The 20,619-nt window shown below is 52.8% G+C and carries 15 protein-coding genes and 1 riboswitch; of the genes, 10 read left to right on the top strand and 5 right to left on the bottom strand.

Going from position 1 to position 20,619, the window contains the following annotated elements; all coding sequences use genetic code 11:
- From A3844_RS28235 to A3844_RS28265, 7 genes are all read left to right on the top strand, one after another.
- Positions 1 to 203 (top strand): transposase (locus tag A3844_RS28235; RefSeq protein WP_074109200.1); only part of this gene is annotated, 203 nt, incomplete at its 5' end.
- A 473-nt stretch (positions 204 to 676) separates the two neighbouring features.
- A riboswitch (cobalamin riboswitch) is annotated at positions 677 to 880 on the top strand.
- Between the two features lie 180 nt (positions 881 to 1,060).
- Positions 1,061 to 5,665: an S-layer homology domain-containing protein gene (locus A3844_RS28240; protein ID WP_074109201.1), complete on the top strand. Its 4,605-nt coding sequence runs from the start codon at positions 1,061 to 1,063 to the stop codon at positions 5,663 to 5,665.
- A gap of 451 nt (positions 5,666 to 6,116) precedes the next feature.
- The gene (locus A3844_RS28245; RefSeq protein WP_074109207.1) at positions 6,117 to 7,016 is read left to right on the top strand and encodes a DUF4430 domain-containing protein; all 900 of its coding nucleotides are present in this window, start codon (positions 6,117 to 6,119) and stop codon (positions 7,014 to 7,016) included.
- On the top strand, positions 7,013 to 7,957 hold the full coding sequence (locus tag A3844_RS28250; RefSeq protein ID WP_074103845.1) for an energy-coupling factor transporter transmembrane component T: 945 nt from the start codon (positions 7,013 to 7,015) through the stop codon (positions 7,955 to 7,957). The genes A3844_RS28245 and A3844_RS28250 overlap by 4 nt, the downstream gene beginning before the upstream one ends.
- Complete coding sequence (locus A3844_RS28255) at positions 7,873 to 9,648, top strand: ABC transporter ATP-binding protein (RefSeq protein WP_074109202.1); 1,776 nt, start codon at positions 7,873 to 7,875, stop codon at positions 9,646 to 9,648. Before A3844_RS28250 ends, A3844_RS28255 begins: the two co-directional genes overlap by 85 nt.
- Complete coding sequence (locus A3844_RS28260) at positions 9,621 to 10,307, top strand: ECF transporter S component (protein WP_074103843.1); 687 nt, start codon at positions 9,621 to 9,623, stop codon at positions 10,305 to 10,307. Before A3844_RS28255 ends, A3844_RS28260 begins: the two co-directional genes overlap by 28 nt.
- A gap of 142 nt (positions 10,308 to 10,449) precedes the next feature.
- Positions 10,450 to 11,874, top strand: a complete 1,425-nt coding sequence (locus A3844_RS28265) for a HAMP domain-containing methyl-accepting chemotaxis protein (protein ID WP_074109203.1) — start codon at positions 10,450 to 10,452, stop codon at positions 11,872 to 11,874.
- A 129-nt stretch (positions 11,875 to 12,003) separates the two neighbouring features.
- Here the strand turns inward: A3844_RS28265 and qoxD are convergent, their stop codons facing one another.
- From qoxD to qoxA, 4 genes are read right to left on the bottom strand one after another with little or no spacing between them, the layout of a single operon-like run.
- The gene (qoxD, locus tag A3844_RS28270; RefSeq protein ID WP_178381867.1) at positions 12,004 to 12,297 is read right to left on the bottom strand and encodes a cytochrome aa3 quinol oxidase subunit IV; all 294 of its coding nucleotides are present in this window, start codon (positions 12,295 to 12,297) and stop codon (positions 12,004 to 12,006) included.
- A gap of 1 nt (position 12,298) precedes the next feature.
- Positions 12,299 to 12,895 (bottom strand): cytochrome (ubi)quinol oxidase subunit III, encoded by a 597-nt coding sequence (locus A3844_RS28275; protein ID WP_074082968.1) that lies wholly within the window; start codon positions 12,893 to 12,895, stop codon positions 12,299 to 12,301.
- Positions 12,892 to 14,838 carry a cytochrome aa3 quinol oxidase subunit I gene (qoxB, locus tag A3844_RS28280; protein WP_074082970.1) on the bottom strand — a complete coding sequence of 649 codons (1,947 nt, stop codon included), beginning with the start codon at positions 14,836 to 14,838 and terminating at the stop codon, positions 12,892 to 12,894. Before qoxB ends, A3844_RS28275 begins: the two co-directional genes overlap by 4 nt.
- 39 nt (positions 14,839 to 14,877) lie before the next feature.
- The gene (gene qoxA, locus A3844_RS28285) at positions 14,878 to 15,897 is read right to left on the bottom strand and encodes a cytochrome aa3 quinol oxidase subunit II (protein WP_074082972.1); all 1,020 of its coding nucleotides are present in this window, start codon (positions 15,895 to 15,897) and stop codon (positions 14,878 to 14,880) included.
- Between the two features lie 501 nt (positions 15,898 to 16,398).
- On the opposite strand from qoxA, the gene A3844_RS28290 reads away from it, so the two are divergent.
- On the top strand, positions 16,399 to 17,535 hold the full coding sequence (locus A3844_RS28290) for a polysaccharide deacetylase family protein (protein WP_143192180.1): 1,137 nt from the start codon (positions 16,399 to 16,401) through the stop codon (positions 17,533 to 17,535).
- A gap of 164 nt (positions 17,536 to 17,699) precedes the next feature.
- Here A3844_RS28290 and A3844_RS28295 read toward each other — a convergent pair whose 3' ends face one another.
- A complete protein-coding gene (locus A3844_RS28295) occupies positions 17,700 to 18,317 on the bottom strand; it encodes a TetR/AcrR family transcriptional regulator (protein WP_074109205.1) in 618 nt (205 codons plus the stop codon).
- A 168-nt stretch (positions 18,318 to 18,485) separates the two neighbouring features.
- On the opposite strand from A3844_RS28295, the gene A3844_RS28300 reads away from it, so the two are divergent.
- Together A3844_RS28300 and A3844_RS28305 are read left to right on the top strand one after the other, a co-directional pair.
- Positions 18,486 to 20,183, top strand: a complete 1,698-nt coding sequence (locus A3844_RS28300) for an MFS transporter (protein WP_074109206.1) — start codon at positions 18,486 to 18,488, stop codon at positions 20,181 to 20,183.
- An 89-nt stretch (positions 20,184 to 20,272) separates the two neighbouring features.
- On the top strand, positions 20,273 to 20,619 hold a 347-nt coding region (locus A3844_RS28305), incomplete at its 3' end, for an agmatine deiminase family protein (RefSeq protein ID WP_208619468.1).

The raw sequence follows: 20,619 nt of genomic DNA on the forward strand, positions 1-20,619 counted from the left end.
AGGAAGGTTATGCCCTGGCCGTACGCCGAATGACGGAACCAGAAAGCGTATTTGGACAACTGAAGAATAACCGGGGCTTCCGGCGCTTTCTGCTTCGCGGCATGGAAAAAGTGACGCTTGAGGTCGGTTGGCTTTCGCTTGCCCATAATATGCTGAAGCAAGCCACGGTGGACCAAAAACGCAAGGTCGCGATTCTCCAATAACAGGAGAATCGCGGCCTTGCTGTCTTTTTACTGCCTCTTGAATACATATGGGCTGTTTCTTTTTTTTGAAAATCTACTTATGAGACAGCCCCTTTTTCTCAATTATGAAGTATAAGAAATTATTTCTATCGGATTTTCATTTACTTAGCTATAACGATGGAGCGGTTAACTTGTTTGATGTGGTATATAAAATCAATATTAATATAAGTAGAAGATGTCAAATTCTGATCGTGTAGTTTTGGCATAGAATCCCCCTTAAAAAATCCCGACCACTTGGCTTTAGTGACATGTGTTTTTACCATTTCTTCAGGCGAGGCATAAACAAATGACGTACAGAGAAACTAACCATAATTGCAAAAGCTAGAAACATACTAAATCCTTCTGCAAGTTTGCTGGGCTACCTGCGTCCACTATGAAACAGCTTGTCTATAGACATACAAGGGAATACTGGATATGATTATGGATATTAAAATTTAATAGGTTATGGAGAAGGTGCCGGTTCTGCTTCACAGAATCAGAATCGGCTTAAAAGGGAAGCACGGTGCAAATCCGGCGCGGTCCCGCCACTGTAAATGCGGAGCGGCTCTTAGAGCGGCCACTGTCCGGTAGAAGGATGGGAAGGCCAAGAGCAGCAATGAGGCATAAGCCAGGAGACCTGCCTTTTTCGTGAACGTTTCTATTCTTCGTGGGGTAAGAATGCGGAACATATGCAGATGGATGGAGTCCGGAGCTTAGGAGCCGGAACCTTCACTTTGTATTTTTCCGGGCCGCCCTGAACAAGGGCGGTCTTTATGTTGTTAGGGTCATCCCCTGCTGTGCACTACAATCCATTTTAGTAAAAAGGAAAGAGGTTGACGATGAAAACATTGTATTCTGCCAAGTCTTTTGTACTTGGTCTGGTCTTATTACTGCTTATTTCGATTACAGGTACCGCTGTGGTTCCGGCGGGACAGGCTTTTGCTGCGGCAGGAGCCTCCGCTAACAAGGTAACGAATAGTGTTGCAGACGCTGTGTATGCGGCTGACCATGCTGCGGACGGAGAAGCAGCAGCGGCACTAACTGCAGCAGTTCCCGGGGGACAGGTATCGGTCTCGCAGGCAACGTATACAGCTGCTGAATATATTATCAGCGGCGGTGTGACTTCGGAGTGGCAGGCGATCGGCCTGGCCCAGGCGGGCTACCGGGTGCCGGAGAGCTATGCCCAATCGCTTGCACAGAAGGTGCAGGCTGCGGGAGGCATTTTCCCGAACGTTACGGATTATGCACGAATTGTGCTTGCCGTGCGGGCGACCGGCGGGGATCCGGCGAATTTTGCCGGAAGTGGTTCGGGGGCAGGGTACAATCTGCTGGAGCGCATCTACAATAGTGACAAAATTAGCGGCCAGTCGCTGAATGCTCCGGTATATGCGCTGCTCGCACTGGATTCCGGCAGCTATACGCTTCCCGGCGATGCCAAATGGAACCAGTCGTCGTTGCTAAGCGAAATTCTATCCAAGCAAAACAGTGACGGCGGCTTCGCTCTGTTCCCGGGAGCGAGCGATCCAGATATGACGGCCATCGTCCTGACTGCCCTTTCTGCTCATAAGAATGAAGCGGCTGTTGCGACAGCCGGACAAAAAGCTGTAGCCTGGCTGGCCGCCAAACAGGATGCCAGCGGCGGTTACGGGGACAGCAGCGAAAGTGTGGCCCAGGCCATCATTGCCCTGTCTTCTTATGGCATAGACCCCACCAGTGACGAGTTCACCAAGAACGAAGCGGATCTAATCAGCAGACTTCTGAGCTTCCGGCTGGAGAGTGGTGCCTTTGCCCATAATCAAGGCGGCAGCGCCAATGTGCTGGCCACGGAGCAGGGACTCCAGGCGCTGGTGGCCTACAGCTTGTTCAGCGGTGGAACGAACGGCAAACTGTATGACTTTTCCAAGCCGGCACCGCAAAATCCGTTAGTCTATGTACCGCTCACGATCGAAGGTCCTGAGAAGACACTGGGCCAGGGCAGCGCGTATGCGGGAAATGTACTCGAGGCGCTGGACAAAGTAGCTGCGGCAAATGGCCTGCCGGTTACGAACCCTTCAGGTAACTATGTTACGGGTATCGGCAGCATCTCTGCCGGGACCTATGGCGGGTATGATGGCTGGATGTATGCCGTTTCGCGCGGCGGTGAATGGGCAAGCGTCGATGTAGGCATGAAAGACTTCAAGCTGAAGGAGTCGGACAAGCTGCTGGTTTATTATGCTGGCAGCGATACACAGCTTGTAGATCAAGTAGCCCTTTCCAAGGTGCAGCCTAGAGAGGGTGAAGCTTTTACCGTTACGGTCACCCAAAAAACATGGGTATGGAATAACTCAACAGCCACTTCCAGTCCGGTAACCTCAAGCGCTGCCGGAGTACAGGTGACGATTGGGGATCATACGGTCACAACAGATGCAAAAGGCATTGCAGCCTTTACCGGAGGGATTTCAGCAGGTGATTATACGCTTGCTGTGACCGGCTATGCTCCGGGGAAGGCCCCGGCAGTTGCGAAATATACGCAGCCTTTGAAGATCGCTCCCAAGAATGTAGCGGCTTATCTGTCCGTTGAAGGTCCTCAGGGACCGGTCATCGACGGTACGCTGGAGGCGTATAATGCACTGGAAGCGCTGAAGAAACTCGCTGAGTCTGGGAATATTCCGCTGAAGATTACAGAATCATCTTTTGGCAGCTATGTCTCGGCGATTAACGGAATAGAGAGCGGCACGTATAAGGGCTATTGGAGCTTTGCGGTGCAGCGGGGCGGCGAATGGATCTACCCGTCTGTCGGGATGGGGGATTACGTACTGGAGGCATCCGACCGGGTGCTGGTGTATTATGCCGGCGACAACACGCATGTTGTCAATTCACTGTCGGTTGCTTCAGCGCAGCCGAAGCCGGGTGAAAAGTTCACCGTTGCGGTAGCGCAGAAGCAGTGGGTCTGGAATAATACCACCTTTACCTCTGACCCGGTGGTAACGCCGGCAGCGGGTGTACAGGTCACGATTGGCGGCACAGCAGTAACTACTAATGATCAAGGTATCGCTGCCTTTGACAAAGGGTTGCCTGCCGGGGCGTACACACTGGCCGTGACCGGCTATGTTGCCGACAGCACACCGAAGATTGCCCGCTATACGCAAAAGCTGACCGTTGCAGATCCGGCAGTTGTGCCTCAGCCGGCATCGGCAACGATCTCGGTTATCGGAGACAGTGCCAAAGGAACGATTCTGCCCAGCACGCAGGTGGTCTTGAATCCGGGGGAAACGGCATACAGCCTGCTGAAACGTCAATTAGGGGGCAAAGTAGAGGCCACCACCTCCGGCGGAAGCCTGTATGTGGTGTCTATCGACGGTCTCAAAGAATTTGACCGGGGACCCAAAAGCGGATGGCTCTATTACGTAAATGGTAAGGACCCCGGATTTAGTGCGGCTGATTATAAATTGAGTAATGGAGATGTACTTGTCTGGTCCTACACGACAGATTATGAAACCTCTTCTCCAGGCGCAGGCGGTCTCCCGGGGAGTAAGGGAACCGTGGACATCACCACTGACAACACTCTTCCGCTGAATCAGGTGGGGCAGACAACAGCCGTTACGAACCTGAACGCGAGAATGACGGCGTCAGAAGCGGCGGCTCTGAGCGGGAAATTCACGGCAAACTCTGCTGCCTTCGAGCAGGAAGTTACCCCTGGTGCAGGTGCAGCCTTAAAGGACAGTGGCGGTGAAGTGCAACTGCTGATTCCGGCCGGTGCGGTTACCGGAACCGTGAAGATCAGCGTGCGGGAGAACAGCTCGTCCCGCAAGGAGCTGGTATCGGGGCTGTACACCTTCTCCCCGGATGGTACCAAATTTGTGAAGCCGGTCGACTTGTCCATTACGGTGCCTGTAACCGTCCTTAATCCAGCCAATCTGGCCTTGGCCTGGCTCGATCCGGCCACAGGCCGCTGGATTCCGGTTCCGTCTGTATTGGATGCCAAGACGGGAGTTCTCACCGGAAAGGTTAGCCACTTCACCGATTACGCAGTGGTTGACCGCAGCAAGTGGGAGCCTAAGCCAGAGCAGCTGAAAAGTGACATTGCTGCTACAGCAAAGGGCATAACAGCAACGGAAGAGCTTAGTGACTGGCAGGCTGTTGGGCTTGCCCGTTCAGGTCATGCGGTGCCTGCTGCTTATCTGGCAGGTGTGAAGGAGCAGCTGTCGGACAGTCAGGGGCAGCTCCGCAAGGTTACAGACTATGAGCGTCTAGTTTTGGCTGTGGCTGCTGCGGGTGCAGATCCGCAGACGTTCGGCGGCTATAACCTGATTGAGAAAATCTACAACAATGACAAGTTGACCAGCCAGGGAAACAATGGTCTGATCTTTGCCCTGATTGCCCTGGATAGCGGCTCCTATACGGTGCCCTCTAGTGCCAAGTGGACCAAAGAACGCCTGACTCAAGCCCTGCTCGAAGCTCAGGATAAGGACGGCGGCTTCCCGCTCACTGCAGGCGGAACAGCAGATCCGGATATTACCGCAATGGCGGTTACCGCACTTGCTGCTCATGCTGACCAGGCTGCTGTTGCGGCGGCAATAGACAAGGCCATTGCCTGGCTGTCACAGCAGCAGCAGGAAGACGGCGGCTACAAACAGGCTGGTGAAGCGAACAGTGAGAGTACAGCGCAGGTGATTATTGCCCTGAGTGCTGCGGGCATTGGACCGAATGACTCCCGGTTTGTCAAAGCCAAAGGCGGATTGCTCAGCCATCTGGCTTCCTTCCGGCAAGCGGACGGCGGTTATGCGCATACACTGGGACAACCCGCGAACAGCGTAGCTACCGAGCAGGCACTGCTGGCGCTGACAGCGTATAGCCGTTATCTGAACGGTGAGTCGAAGCTGTTCAGCATTTCTCCTTCCGGTGTGACCGGGGGAGCGGTATTCACCGATGAGGACCTGATTTCGGCCTGGGCGCTGGATTCCGTGCATCAGGCTTACACCGGGAAGCTGATGGAAGGGGTCAGCGGAAACAGCCTGATCTTTGCGCCGAAGCAGAAGATTACCCGTGCGGAATTTGCGGCTCTGCTGCTCAGACTGACCCACAATGAGCCTTCTTCAGCAAGCAGTGCACCGGTATTCAGCGACGTCAAGACTGGCGCATGGTATTATGGAATAGTGCTGAGAGCCAAACAGCTCGGCATTGTCGATGGGATCACGGCTACAACCTTTAATCCGAACGGCATCATCTCCCGCCAGGATATGGCTGTCATGATCGCCAGAGCGCTCAAGCTGGAAAATACAGCTTCTGCGTCAGCCCCGCAGGCTGTGAAATTTACGGACGAGGCCCGGATTAGCAGCTACGCGCTATCTGCTGTCCGTTCCGTCACTCAGCTGGGCTATATGACCGGATCTGGCGGTACCTTTGACCCGGCGGCAGCGGTCACCAGAGAAATGGCGGCCGTTGTGGCTGTAAGATTGCCTTGATGTTACTTGCTCCAATAAAGATGATCCATTCAGGATTGGTTTGAATTGGAGTAACTGGAGTTTGTTAAATGGCCAGATCGGTCAGGTGGATGTATAGTCAGTTTCTGTGAAGTAGCAGGATGCTCAAAGCTGTACGCATAATGCCGACGCATAATTTACGGTAAGGCAGCCTCTAGCCGATCCCCTTGCGAACGGAAACGGACTCCGCTGCACTTATCTAGTGACTTTTGACCGATTTCCAGAATGAAGTAGCATAATAACGGCTTCTGTGTCCATATAGTCAGAGAAAAGAGCGGATATTGCGAAATAACGCTTTTCCAGTCCTTATAGGCCTGTCCAGGTATGAAGTGGAGACAGTGCCGTTATACCAGCAATCATATTGTAAAAGAACGGAACGGGGGAGCAGTCTGCAGCCCCGTTCCTTTCCCTTTTCCCGGAGGTGTCCATGTTCATGTTGAGGTCCATCCAGCAATGGCTGTCTTACCCGCTGCTGCTTCTGGCCGCAGCGCTGCTGCTCGCCGGCTGCGCATCCGGCGCAGACACAGCCGGCGGCGGTCCAAGCCCCGCCGCCGCGAATACGGCTGCGGTGCAGAGCCCGCAGCCCCAGAACCCGGCGTCCCCTATTCCCGGGGACGCCGCAAGCCCCGTGCCGACCGGCGCGGAATCCGCCGCCGGGACGTCCACGGGGGCGGCTGCATCCCCGCCGCCGCCCGCCGCTTCCGGCGCGGCCGCTGGCACCGCGCCGTCTGCCGCTGCCGTAACGGAGCCAGATCCCGTTACGGGCAGCGCTGCTGCGCCGGCTGCATCCGCGCCGGCGGCCGCCAGCGCAGCTCCGGCCACGGCGCAAGCCCCGGCCGGGCCTGCGAAGCCTGCTGCGGGCGCGAAGCCCTCAGCAGGCACCAAGCCGGCGGCAACGGCGAAGCCTGCCGCCACAGCGCAAGCCTCGGCAGCGGTGAAGCCGACTGCTGCCGCATCAGCCGCCCCGGCGAAGCCTGCCGGGGCCGAAGACACCGTAACGTTCTCCATTACCGGAGATGAGGAGCACGGGACGATTTTTGCGGCAGCCGCCGTTGAAGTCAAGGATGGGGAGAGTGCGCTGGAACTGCTGAAGCGCATTACCCGCAAGAATAAGATTCAAATGGAATACCAGGGAGCCAAAAGCTTCGCTTATGTAGAAGGAATAGATAATCTCTATGAGTTTGACCACGGGCCGGAGAGCGGCTGGATATACAGAGTCAACGGTGAAATCCCCGGGAAGGGGGCAGGAGGCTACACACTGAAGCCTGGAGATACCGTGGAGTGGCTGTATACGCTGGATCTCGGCAAGGATGTGGGGGCCGAAGTGCAATGAGCAGCGGCTTCCGTTCGATGCATCCTTCGGTGGCGATGGTCTATTATGCAGGGCTGCTATTATTCGCCGCTTTGCTGTTTCATCCCCTGTTCCTGGCAACGGAGATTGCCGGACTGACCTTCCTCCTGGTGCTACAGGGACAAGGACGCGGGCTGCTGCGCGGCCTGCCCTTTTATCTGCTGATGGCGGTTTCCGTGGCAGTGCTCAATCCCTTGTTTTCACACAGGGGGGCGCATATTCTGTTTTATTTTATGGATCAGCCGATTACACTAGAAGCCGTACTGTACGGGCTGATGATGATGCTGGTGCTGCTGACTGTCTTTATTCTGTTCATCTCTTATAATTACACGGTTACTACTGATAAATTCATGTACCTGTTCGCTGCGGCTGCCCCCCGGACTACCCTGCTTACGCTTATGACCATGCGGTTCGTCCCCTTGTTCCAGCGGCGGCTACGGCAGATCACCCTGATCCAGCGGATTCGGGGAGTGGATGCGGGCAAGGGCAGTCTGCGCTCCAGAATGAGGGACGGCATGACACTGCTCAAGGTGCTGCTGACCTGGTCACTGGAAGAGGCCCTGCAGACGGCAGACTCAATGAAAGCGCGGGGGTATGGCATCCGCAAACGCAGCGTATACGGCATATACAAGCTGGACCTGCAGGATAAAGCCATGCTGTTGCTGTTTACGGTAAGCGGATGGATTCCGCTGTTTTTTTGGATGAAAGGGTATGGGGTGCTGGACATTTATCCGCGGATGAAGCCGATGCACCTCGGCTGGGCTGATGCTGCGATGTATGCCAGCTTCTGCGTGTTCGTGCTGACGCCGCTGGCCCTGGAAGGAAAGGAGAAATGGTTATGGAGATCCTCACGGCACAGCAGTTATCCTTCAGCTACCCTGAAGAAGACAGGGACTCGCTTCATGAGCTCTCATTTACGGTAGAGGAAGGTGAATTTGTGGTGCTGCTCGGCCCGTCCGGCGGCGGCAAAACCACGCTCCTGCGCCATTTGAAGCGCGAGCTTGCTCCAGTGGGCAAGGTTAGCGGGATGATCGCTTACAAAGGGAGGCCCTTGTCTGATCTGCCGGCGGAGCTTGCTGCCGGAGAAATCGGGATGGTGTTCCAGAACCCGGACGCTCAGATCGTGATGGACACGGTGTGGCATGAGCTGGCTTTTTCAATGGAGAATATGGGCTATCCGCCTGCGGTCATGCGCAGCAGGCTGGCAGAGATCGCCGGCCTGTTCGGGCTGGAGCCGCTGCTGTACCGGCCCATACATGAGCTCTCCGGTGGCCAAAAGCAGCTGCTGAACCTGGCCTCTGTACTGCTGCTGCAGCCGAAGCTGCTGCTGCTGGACGAGCCAACCTCACAGCTCGATCCGGTCGCTGCGCGGGAATTCATCCAGACGCTGCACCGGTTGAATGAGGAACTGTCGGTGACGGTAATAATCAGCGAGCACCGTCTGGAGGAAGTGCTGCCGCTGGCTGACCGGGTGCTGCTGCTGGAAGAAGGGGAACTGCGGTTCCAGGGTACGCCCCGTGATTTCGTGCGCCAGGCCGGCAAGGAACCGGACTCAACACATAGGGCGTATTTGCCAACCGCCTCACGTCTTTTCCTCGCGCTTCAGCCGGACGCAGGTTCTGCTCCGATGGAGTCTATCCCGCTGACTGTGCGTGAAGGCAAGCGCTGGCTGCATTCCCTGGACGGAATAGCGGCAGGCAAGGATACTAACGCTGCCTCTGGAGGAGATGGCTCTGCTGTACATACCTCCCGGACACTCGCTGGGACCGCAGAGGGCTTCAGAGCTCATGAAGATCCCGCTAGCCCACTTTCACCCGCAGGCGCTTCACGTACGGTCCCAGCGCCCTCTAACGAGCTGCTGCTCGGCTGCCGGGAAGTGACCTTCCGCTACACCAAGGACGGAGTAGAGGTGCTTAAGAAGCTCTCGTTATCGCTGTACCGGGGAGAGCTTCTGGCTATAATGGGCGGAAATGGGGCCGGGAAATCGACGCTGCTGCATGTAATGAATGGTTTGCTTAAGCCCCAGCGCGGCAGGGTCACGCTGGGCAAAGGAATTACCAGCGGCTTTCTGGCCCAGAACCCGCTGCTATACTTCAGCTACGACACGGTTCAGGAGGAGCTGAAGCAGATGGCAGAGTACGCCGGGCTGCCCGGAGAAAGGGCGGAACGGGAAATTTCCCGTCTCCTCGAAATCTTTCAGCTGGAGAACCTCCTGCTCAGCCATCCGCATGATATCAGCGGCGGCCAGCAGCAGAAGCTGGCGCTCGCCATGGTTATGCTGCTCTCCCCAGACATTCTGCTGCTGGATGAGCCGACGAAGGGACTGGATCCCGGGGCCAAGGAACGGCTGGCTGCTTTGCTTGGGGACTTGCGCAGCCGGGGAGTCAGTATCGTTCTGGTAACACATGATGTTGAATTTGCTGCGAGATATGCCTCGCGCTGCGCGATGCTGTTCGACGGCGGAATTACGTCAGAGGGGGCACCGGCAGAGTTCTTCAGCAGTAATTATTTCTATACGACAGTGGTTAACCGTATGGTGCGGGATCTGCTGCCGCAGGCATTAACGATAGAGGATGTGATGAAAACGTGGCCCGTTTTCGCTTCCCGCTCCTGATCGCACTCGGGTTATTTGTAGCCGGCCTGGCGCTCACCTCTGCGCTGAAGGACCGCCATTATATGCTGCTCAGCCTAGTGCTGCTGGCAGTGACCCTGCTGCCGCTGTTCCTCCGGCTGGAGCGGCGTCCGCTTGAATCCAGAGAGCTAGTGCTGCTGGCAGTGCTGTCTGCTGTCGCTGCGGTCAGCCGCATTCCTTTTGCTGCCTTGCCGAGTGTAAAGCCTGTATCTGCCATTGTCATTCTGTCGGCCTATGTTTTCGGGGCAGAAGCGGGCTTCATCATCGGCGCGGTGGCGGCACTGGTGTCCAATATCTATTTCGGGCAGGGTCCATGGACGCCCTGGCAAATGTTCGCCTGGGGGATGGTTGGTCTGACGGCGGGCTGGCTGCGGAATACCTGGTGGATGAAGAAAAAGGGCGGAATGCTTGCCTTTGGCTTCGTATGGGGTTTTTTGTTCGGCTGGATTATGAATATCTGGTATCTGATCAGTCTTCCCGACGCATTCAGCTGGGGACTGGTGGCGACAGCCTATGCATCAAGCTTTTATCTGGACCTGGCCCATGCCTTGTCCAATGTGTTTTTCCTGGCCGTTCTCGCCGGAGGCTGGACCAAAGTGCTGAAACGGTTCCGTAAAAAATACGGGCTGCTTCAGGAATGAGTGGTTATCTAGTCTTAAAGTCACGCAATATACTATAATATTCGTTATTTCGACAAATTCCTCGGAAGAATCATCATACTTTCGACCTTTTTCTCCGATAAAATATGTACAGCAAGATTCGGAGAAGGCGGGAACCGGAAATATGAAACATCTTAAGGTTAGACATAAAATGTTATTGCTGGTGATGATTTTTGTGATCATGCTCTCCGGGATTGGAGCTATCGGCATGATTACTACCGATCACATGGCTGACAAATCCAGGGAAGCCTACAATCAGAATCTGCAGCCCCTCTATCTGATTGCAGAAATACGCGGAAACAACCGGGCGATTGAGTCGTTCCTGTTGGAGAATCTGATCACCAAGGACGATGCCAAGAAACAGGAGTTTACCGCAGCCATCGAAGATAACGTCAATACTAACAATAAGCTGATCCATCAGCTGAAGGGTATTTCATTCGGCAATAAAAAGATTTCGAATAAAATATATCAATATTTGTCTCTGCTGCCGGATTACCGGGCACAGTGTGATAATATCATCCAGCTCGCCGACAAGAATTTGGATAATGAGGGATATCAGATATTTTCGGGCACCAGCTTCAAGGAATCACGGAAGACTATGGTAGGCCTCCTTGAAGATGCTGGCGTGCTGCTGGTTCAAGACGCTGGGGATCATAATCAGACGACACTGCTGAATGCCAACAGCTCCAGGACGATGAGCATTTTTCTGATCATTACAGCCGTACTCCTGTGTGCAGGAATCAGCTTCATGATCTCAAGGCGGATGACTAAGCCGCTTAGAGAATTGCAGACGTTGATGAAGCGCGCAGAAACGGGAGATTTGACTGCAGCAGCTTCCTATGACTCGCGGGACGAGATCGGGCAGATCAACGGTTCATTCAATGCGATGCTGGGTAGCCTGAAGCTCATGATGCAGGGGGTTTCGAAGAGCGCTGAAATGCTGTCGGCGTCCTCACAGCAAATGAGTGCCAGTGCAGAGCAGACGGCCCGTGCTTCACAGGTAATCGCCGAGAACTCCAGTGAAATCGCCACCGGGTTCAATGTGCAGACAGAGACAATTGGCCGCACTGCACAATCCGTGCAGATGATGGTGAAGGATATTGCTGCTGTTGAGAGAGGAAGCAATGAAATGTCTGTGCTCTTGGCTGCGGCCGCGGCTTCCATCGATCATGGTGCTGGCGCAGTAGGAGTTATTCTTGGGCAGATGAAGCATATGGATTTCAGCGCCTCATCCAGCCGGGAGATGTTCAGTAATCTGGGTAGACTATCGGCAGAAATCAATACCATACAGGAGTCCATTAGAAATGCTGTGCATCAGACCGAGGAGATTCGTAAGGCCACGCTGCATGTCTCTCTTGAAGCCCGATCGGTATCACAGGCTATGGAGCAGTTAAGCGAAGTTTCGCGCAAGGGTGCAGGCGATGTGAAGGATACCAGCGCCGCCAGCGAAGAGCAATTGACTGCGATGGGCGAAATGTCGATGTCGGCTCAGTATCTGGCAACATTAGCCGAGAATTTGCAGATGGATTTGGCTCACTTTAAACTTTAATACAATCAACAAGCAGCCCCCTGGAGCCAGAAGCTCTCAGGGGGCTGCTTGTTTGGTTGGTCCGTCCGGCAGAATACCGGAACAGACCGCTTGTTAGTACACATCCAAAGGAACCATTTGGTTGAAGTCTTAAGAGTACCATCCCCATACGAAGATGAACAAAGTACCGAAGATGGTAACCAGACCCACGAAGAGTGCATAGCCGATATTAATGTACAGCTCTTTCTTGGTATCTGCCGATTCCCCGATGTGCATGAACACGAACAGCTGCAGGGAAGCCTGAATCAGAGCTGTGATCAGCAGTACGGCCATGTTGGCGCCGTGTGAGAGATCACCATAGATAACAATGAGCGCTGCGGCAGAAAGGACCAGAGAGGCCAGATAACCCATCACATGGCGAATTGGGAACAGTTGCTTCATCATGTCACATCAGTCCTTTCAGGTAGACGAAGCTGAAGATAAAGATCCAGACAACGTCCAGGAAATGCCAGAACAGTGAGAAGATAAATGCTTTGTTGGCTGTAGCCGGGTTAATACCCTGACGCCATAGCTGAATCATAATCGCCGTTCCCCACAGGAAGCCGAAGCTGACGTGGGCACCGTGCGTTCCCAGCAGGACGAACAGACTGGAGAGGAAACCGCTGGTTTGCAGCGTAGCCCCTTCATGCACGTAGGTCACAAATTCAGTGATTTCAATACCGATAAAGCCTAGACCCATCAGCAGCGTGAGGGCCATGAAGACCATCATTGCCTTCTTATAGCCTAGACGCATGGCATGAACCGCAAGACCGATTGTGAACGAACTGGTCAGCAGCAGGAAGGTTTCAATCAGCACCGGGCCAATTTCAAAAAGCTCTTTTCCGTTAGGGCCGCTGGCGAAGCGGTCCACCATGACCAAGAATACGGTAAACAAGGTGGCGAACAATGGAATTTCAGCTCCGAGAAACACCCAGAACCCGAAAATTTTGTTACTGTTCTCTTCTGTTGAGTATTCAAGCGGCTTGGACGCATCTATTTTCATACAGTCTCACCCCGCATCAATTTCTTTTCTGTAGCGTTAACTTCATCCACTGAGATGTAATAGCCGTGATCGCGGTCGAAGGACATAGCTGCCAGCATAATCAGAATACCCACTCCGGCAACAATCGCAGGAATCCACATGCTGAAGACTAGGAAGAAGCCGGCGAAGAAGAAAATCACACCCAGGATAAACGGCTTGCCGGTATTGCTTGGCATATGGATCTTGGTGATTTTGTCTTCGAACAACGGTAATTTGTCATGCTTGGCGGACCAAAAGGCATCACGTGTCTGAACTTTTGGCACAACCGCAAAGTTATAGACCGGCATTGGGCTATGCGTAGCCCATTCCAGTGTGCGTCCATCCCAAGGATCGCTTGTTGTATCTCTTGGCATGTAGCGTGTGCTCCAGTAGATGTTGTAGACCAACAGTACAAAGCCTATCGCTAATCCCACCGCACCCACAAAGGACAGCATATTGAGCGGGCCAAAGCCGGTTTCCTTAGAGTAGGTGTACATCCGGCGAGTCATCCCCATCAGACCGAGGAAGAACAGCGGGAAGAAGGTCACATTGAAGGAAATCACGATCCACCAGAAGGAATGCTTACCCAGCCGTTCGTTCAGACGGAAGCCGAATACTTTCGGGAACCAATAGTGGAACCCGGCAATAACGGCGAAGACAGCACCCGGAATCAGCACGTAGTGGAAATGCGCAACCAGGAACATGGTGTTGTGGTACTGGTAGTCGGCACTGGCCATTGCCAGCATGACCCCCGTTACTCCGCCGATGGTGAAGATCGGGATAAAGGCCAGCGTATACAGCATCGGTGTCGTAAAGGTAATCCGGCCTTTTCGCAGTGTAAACAGCCAGTTGAATATTTTAACCCCGGTAGGAACAGCTATCGCCATCGTGGTGATGGAGAAGAAACTGTTGACCATAACGCCTTGACCCATGGTGTAGAAATGGTGAGCCCATACCAGGAAGGACAAGAGGGAGATGATCAGCATACTGAATACCATGGAGGTATAGCCGTACAGGTTCTTTTTGGAGAAGGTGGCGATAATTTCGCTATAAATACCGAAGGCCGGCAGAATAACGATATATACCTCAGGATGTCCCCAAACCCAGAACAGGTTCGCCCAGAGCATATCCATCCCGCCGTTGGCCATGGTGAAGAATTGGGAGCCGAACAGGCGGTCGAACATCATCAGCGCCAGAGCCACGGTCAGAACCGGGAAGGCGAAGACGATAATCACGTTGGTGATCAATACGGACCAGGTGAACATCGGCATCTTCATCAGCTTCATGCCCGGTGCGCGCATTTTAAGAATGGTTACGATAAAGTTGACGCCTGTGATCAGAGTCCCGATACCGGAAATCTGCAGCGCCAGGGAGTAGTAGTTGTTGCCGACCGTCGGACTAAACTCCAGACTTGCCAGCGGGAAGTAGGCCGACCATCCGGCATCCGGCGATCCGCCGATGACGAAGGAAATGTTGAGCAGCATGGCCCCCATAAAGAAAAGCCAGAAGCTGACGGCGTTAAGACGCGGGAAAGCTACGTCGCGTGCGCCGATTTGCAGCGGTACGATAACATTCATCAGACCGATAATGAACGGCATGGCCATGAAGAGGATCATGATCAGACCGTGGGTAGTAAAGACCTCATTATAGTGCTGTGCGTCGAGGAACTTCATTTCCGGCGCTGCGGTTTGCAGACGCATCATCATCGCGTCCACGCCCCCGCGGAACAGCATGAGCAGCGCGGCCAGGATATACATGACGCCGATTTTCTTATGGTCGACCGTGGTCAGCCATTCGCGCCAGAGGTAGCCCCATTTTTTGAAATAGGTAAGCCCGACGAGAATCCCGATAGTAGCAAGTGCGATACTGATCATGGCTCCGTATATCAAGGGTTCGCCGTGAACCTTAAATTTGTCTAAATCCATTAGGGTGGCTCCTTTCAGGTTGTTTCATCGAGCGGTACATTACGAATTGCTGTTTTGCGTCTGTTCATCTACCGGTGAGCTTGGCAGCGGCTGTTCGACTTCCGGATTCGGTTTACTGTCGAACTCGGTCTGGCTCGAAGGCTCCGGTGAAGGATGAATATCCTTATTGTTCTGATGATCCATATTTCCGTTATCCATATCCATCTCCTTGCCTTCACCGCTCATATGCTCGCTGTGGTCTCCCGGAGGAGGGCTGAATTCCAGATGGGTGGAAGAATACGTTTTACGTCCAAGAAAATCGGTGGCGAGCAGGCCCTTGAATTCTTCTTCTGTAAGCTTAGGAGCCGTTTCCTTGACCTCTTTCACCCACTTGTCATAATCCTTGCTGCTCATGACAAGCGCTTCGAATTCCATATGGGCGAAGCCTTTACCGCTGAAGTTGGCATTCTTGCCAATATATGAGCCTTCAGTATCTGCGGAAAGATGAAGCGTGGTAAGCATGTCGCTCATCGCATACTTTTGTCCGGCAAGCTGTGGAATCCATAGGCTCGTAATGGTACCGAAAGAGTACATTCTGAACTCTACTGCCCGGTGCACCGGCATATTGACATAGTTCACGGTTTCAATGCCTTCCTCTGGATAGCTGAAATGCCATTTCCAGTTGGAAGAAGAAGCATAGATGACGAGAGGAGTCTGGTCTTTGTAATCTTCGGCCTGCTTCTCGACAGCGCTAGTCGTTTTGACTGTCACAACGGACAGGAAGGCCACGATAATGATCGGGATAATAATCCAGATCGCTTCGAGCACCTTGTTGCCCTCCTCATGCTCCGGAATGTATCCTTCATTGCTTTTCTTGGCCCGGTATTTCACCAGCACGAAGATATATAAGATGTAGACAACGGCCAGAACACCGAGCATCACGAGAATAGAAAGGATGATGGTGTCAGATAAAGTTCGTGCAGACGGCCCCTTCGGGTTCAGAACAGCGAGTGAACTGCATCCCGGCAGGAGGAGGATGAGGCTGAGAAACAAAGCGTATAACGGTCCCTTTTTTTTCATATAGAACTCCTTCCTTCAATAGTTCTTTTCATGCACCGATCTTTAGCGGGCAAACATTAACCTGTATCTATAGTAAGAACTACTTACCCATAATGCAAAATACATATTTTGTAATAAAAGCTATAATCGTCCTTAAAAATGTCCATTCAGTTAAATATATGTGATCAATTTGTTACAACATCCTTAACGTATGATAAAGATCACAGTAACGGTGCGCCTTAAGGTTATTTTAAGAATGTTCAAATTTTGTTCATAATTTCACAAATGTTACTATTTTCGTCACAAATATTTAAGCCGTAAAAGGCCCGAATTCATTGGGATTTGCTTACTATGACAGCATTCGACTAAGTTTGAGTTCTTTCTGAAAACAATGACAATATGTCATATATCACAGCATAACAGTTACAACTTTTTCTGCTCGCGGTTACAATCTCTCAAATTACGTTATATCTATGTATGCTAAAGTAATAGATAAATATACATAGATTGGAGATTGTGTCGGTGGCTACTAAAAAGATAATGCTCTTATTCATGTCTTTATTCCTGTGCTTCGGTGTCATTCAAACAACAGCAAGTGCAACAGGAGTGAACAAATCTCTGAAGTTGGGGGTAGGGGATACCTTAAGCGGTATCACAGCCGTATCCCAAAATGATACCTATTATGTTCCTCTCCGCGCTTTGGCGGCAGAACTGAAGTGGACCCTCACCGGTCTTCCAGATGGCATTCAGGTCGACGGCGGGGGACGAACGCTCAGGCTGCTGGGGGATAATGGGGGAGCTAAGCTCCAGGATGGAACGGTTGCCAAGGCAGATACATTTCTTCAGAATGGAACATTGATGGTTCCGCTGAAGATAAGCGCCTACCTCGGATATATCATTTCCTTTGAACCGGAGAAATATTTACTGCGCGTCTATGATGCCTCGGCAACCTTGGATGACGCAGGGTTCTTAAGCAAATACAAGAGCGAGCTGACGCCGCCTGTAACCCCCGAAGAACCTGCAAAAACACCTGTAGCCAAGCCGGGTACTACCTTGTATCTGACCTTTGATGACGGACCGTCAGCGACAACATCAGAGCTGCTGGACATTCTGGACAAGTATGATGTCAAGGCAACGTTCTTCATGATTGGACCCAATATGAACCGTTATCCTTCCCAGGTGAAGCGGATTGTGGAGATGGGAAGTGGTCTCGGCTTGCATGGCATGACGCACCGCAAAGAGAAGTTCTATGCGTCTGCCTCTGCTGCACTTGCCGAAATGAACGGGGATAACGCTATCCTTACGAAGATCACTGGCAAAGGGACAACACTGATTCGTCCGCCATACGGCAGCAAGCCTTATTTCACCAAGACCTTTAGAGACAAAGTGCTGGGTCAAGGCTATCATCTGTGGGACTGGAACGTGGACTCGGACGACTGGAAGTACAAAGAGGATAGTGCCACCATCTACACAACAGTCATGAATCAGGTGCATAAGCTGCAACACTCCAGAACCAATCCGGTGATCCTGATGCATGACCAGAAAGCAACACTCAAAGTACTGCCGCGCCTGCTGGAGTCGCTGAAGAAGGAAGGCTATACGTTCGAGATTATTACGAAGGATGTCGAGCCGTTGAATTTCTGGAGGGACAAGCGCTAAGCAACTCAAGGGTTGGAACTTTCGGGGACAACTGTAGGTCATTATAATTTTCTATAAAAAAGAGCAAGCTGCGGGGATGAATCAACCCGCAGCCTGCTCTTTTTTTGTCATTGAATCGGGAGACCAGCAGGGGAAAGACGGCAGAAAAGCCGTTGTTTCGGCCCTCACTTATACAGATAACTGATAATCATCTGAACCAGCTCGGACTTCAGCCGGTCGGTTGCGATACGCTGCGGGGAGAAGGAGATGACATCGACGATGGCGCTGACCGTTTCGAACACGATGATAGAAGCAGCCTCCACATCTTCCGTCTTAAGCTCATCTTGTCCCATCTGCAGATACTTCAGTGTTTTAATCCGGCCCACCTCATACTGGGCATCCATCAGCTGCTTAATTTCCTCATCGCTATGGTACATGATCGTCAGATCTTTATGGTATCCGATAAAGGCCTTATGGGAGACGAGAAGGGTGTCGACCAGATGGGTAATCAGCTCGGTCCGTTCGATGGTTTTGAAGTTGATCTCAGACATCGAAGCGTCGATCCGGGCCATAAGCTCGTCGCCATATATTTTGAGAGCATCGATAAAAACAGCTCTTTTATCAACGAAATAGGAATAGAAGCTGCCCGTCGATACTCCGGCGGCCGCTGCGATTTGCTTGGTATTGGTCTGGTGGAAGCCCTTGTCCGAGAAGAGCTTCATAGCCGCCTGGATAATAGCTTCCTTGGTTTTGATACTGCGTTCTTGCCGAGGTGTTCTGATCTTGTCCTCCATATCACTCATGTCCGGCAGCTCCCCCTTGTAGTACTGATTGTAGAGGAGGGGATATGGGCTGTCAATAAAAGTTGAACTAAAGTTCATTTTTTATTGACAAACATGAACTTTAGTTCATATAATCACAACATGAACTATGGTTCACATTTTGGGAAGCCTTTTTGAGGAGTGGTGAAGATGAGTATTAGAATGCGCAGAGCTTTATCTTTTACGGCAATCGTACTTGGTTTTTTCATGGCGCTGCTGGATACGACGATTATTAATATTGCCCTGCCGGAGATGACCCGCCATTTCGGCGGGAGTGTATCACGGATTTCATGGGTGATGAACGGGTATAACCTGGCTTTTGCCATATTCATTCTGACCGCCTCGCGGCTGGCGGATCAATTTGGCCGGAAGAAGGTGTTCATTTTCGGGGTGGCCCTGTTTACGCTAACCTCCCTGCTTGCAGGGTTTGCAACCTCTCTCGGGGTTCTGATCCTGCTGCGGGTGATTCAGGGTCTAGCCGGGGCTATTATTGTTCCGGTCACCATTCCCCTGACTACGACTACTTTTCCGAAAGAAATGCATGGCCTGATTATTGGCATCTGGGGAGCTGTATCAGGTATTGCGGCGGCAAGCGGCCCTGCGCTGGGCGGGATTCTAACGCAGAAGCTCAGCTGGGAGTGGATCTTTTTTGTGAATGTGCCGCTCGGTGTGCTGAGCATTGTGCTGACGGCTGTCTTCATTGAGGAATCGCGGGATAATACGGCAGGCCGGACAATCGATTACGGCGGAACCCTTGCCATTACCGGAGCGATGTTCTTCATTACGTATGCGCTGATCAAGGTCCAGGATTATGGCTGGAGTTCCAGTGTGATCCTTGGGCTGCTCGGGGCAGGACTTGTGTTCCTGCTGCTGTTCATCTTTACGCAGTGGAGAGGGAAGGAGCCTATGCTGCCTTTGTCACTTATGCGGATACGTACATTCAACGGTGCTTCTCTGACCTTGCTGATTGTCGGTGCAGCGCTAATGAATCTCTCCCTGTTAACTTCCTTCTTTCTGACGCGGATGATGGGGATGACCGAACTGAAGGCAGGTCTAGTATTGTCCATGATCGCTGTAGGCTCTATTGTAAGCTCGGCTATTTCGGGTCCGCTGTCCGCAAAATACGGAAGTCATCTGTTCGCTGCATCCGGTATCGTGGTCACTGGCGGAGCGATGTATTCTTTGAGCGGACTTCACGCGGACTCGGCTCTTGCGGAGGTAGTGGTGCGCCTGTTAGTGGCGGGTGTCGGCGTGGGCCTTACCATGGCTCCAGTGATGTCTTCCGCTGTCCGCAATGTGCCGGATGACAAAGTGGGCATTTCATCAGGAGTCACCAATATGGCCAAAGCGCTGGGCAGCGTCATCGGAGTGGCTATTATCGTGACCGTGCTGCAACACAATACAAACAGTGAGCTGGGCAAGGCGGGGATTTCCGCCACTAAGGTCATTCAGACGAATACTGAGCTTCAGCCTTTTGTCAAAAATGTTCTAACCGAAGCAGTGGCTTCCATCGGCAAACAAGGGAATGCAGCGATGGACAGCAGCGACGGGGAAGCGGATACTGCTTCAGCTGTAGTTCATGCGGTGGAGCTTGCTGCAGCCAAGCTGCCGCTAGCGGAACAGAAGGCTTTTGCGGCGGACAGCGCCAATCAATTTCATGAAGTGAAGCTGCTCCTGTCTCAGGCAGGAGGCGGAATGCAGCAGGCGGCGGTGAAGGGATTCAGCCGGACCTTTGCTTTTGCCGGTCTGCTTATGATCCCTGGGATCCTGTTCGCTCTCTTAAGCGATAAGCGGCGGAAGCCGGAGGAGCCTTTGGTGCTGGCTGAGCCTGCTGTACTGGAGCGTTAACTCCGCAAGGGTCATAGCTCATCCGCTGTGACACCAGTCCTACTGTTAGCATAGAATGGACTACATTCTATTAGCCGAGGTGATACTGGATGCCTAACACCATAAGAAGCACACCCAGAGAGGATGGCTACCGTATGCCGGGCGAATTCGAACCGCATGCGGGAACCTGGATGCTCTGGCCCACCCGTACAGATACCTGGAGGCTGGGCGCGAAGCCGGCACAGGATGCTTTTGCCGAAGTAGCTGAGGCGATTGCTGAATTTGAGCCGGTTACCATCGGTGTAATCTCCTGCCAGTATGAGCATGTCCGCTCCCGCATGCCTGCGGCTGTGCGCGTGGTTGAGCTGTCGTATAACGATGCCTGGATGCGGGATATCGGACCGACCTTTGTCGTGAACGGGCAGGGGGGAGTGCGGGGGATCGATTGGGGGTTCAA

This window comes from Paenibacillus helianthi (assembly GCF_001909055.1).
GTDB lineage: Bacteria > Bacillota > Bacilli > Paenibacillales > Paenibacillaceae > Paenibacillus_AQ > Paenibacillus_AQ helianthi.

Coding starts and splice junctions, on each gene's coding strand:
- A3844_RS28240 (WP_074109201.1), top strand. CDS start 1,061: ATGAAAACATTGTATTCTGCCAAGTCTTTTGTACTTGGTCTGGTCTTA.
- A3844_RS28245 (WP_074109207.1), top strand. CDS start 6,117: ATGTTGAGGTCCATCCAGCAATGGCTGTCTTACCCGCTGCTGCTTCTG.
- A3844_RS28250 (WP_074103845.1), top strand. CDS start 7,013: ATGAGCAGCGGCTTCCGTTCGATGCATCCTTCGGTGGCGATGGTCTAT.
- A3844_RS28255 (WP_074109202.1), top strand. CDS start 7,873: ATGGAGATCCTCACGGCACAGCAGTTATCCTTCAGCTACCCTGAAGAA.
- A3844_RS28265 (WP_074109203.1), top strand. CDS start 10,450: ATGAAACATCTTAAGGTTAGACATAAAATGTTATTGCTGGTGATGATT.
- qoxD (WP_178381867.1), bottom strand. CDS start 12,297: ATGATGAAGCAACTGTTCCCAATTCGCCATGTGATGGGTTATCTGGCC.
- A3844_RS28275 (WP_074082968.1), bottom strand. CDS start 12,895: ATGAAAATAGATGCGTCCAAGCCGCTTGAATACTCAACAGAAGAGAAC.
- qoxB (WP_074082970.1), bottom strand. CDS start 14,838: ATGGATTTAGACAAATTTAAGGTTCACGGCGAACCCTTGATATACGGA.
- qoxA (WP_074082972.1), bottom strand. CDS start 15,897: ATGAAAAAAAAGGGACCGTTATACGCTTTGTTTCTCAGCCTCATCCTC.
- A3844_RS28295 (WP_074109205.1), bottom strand. CDS start 18,317: ATGAGTGATATGGAGGACAAGATCAGAACACCTCGGCAAGAACGCAGT.
- A3844_RS28300 (WP_074109206.1), top strand. CDS start 18,486: ATGAGTATTAGAATGCGCAGAGCTTTATCTTTTACGGCAATCGTACTT.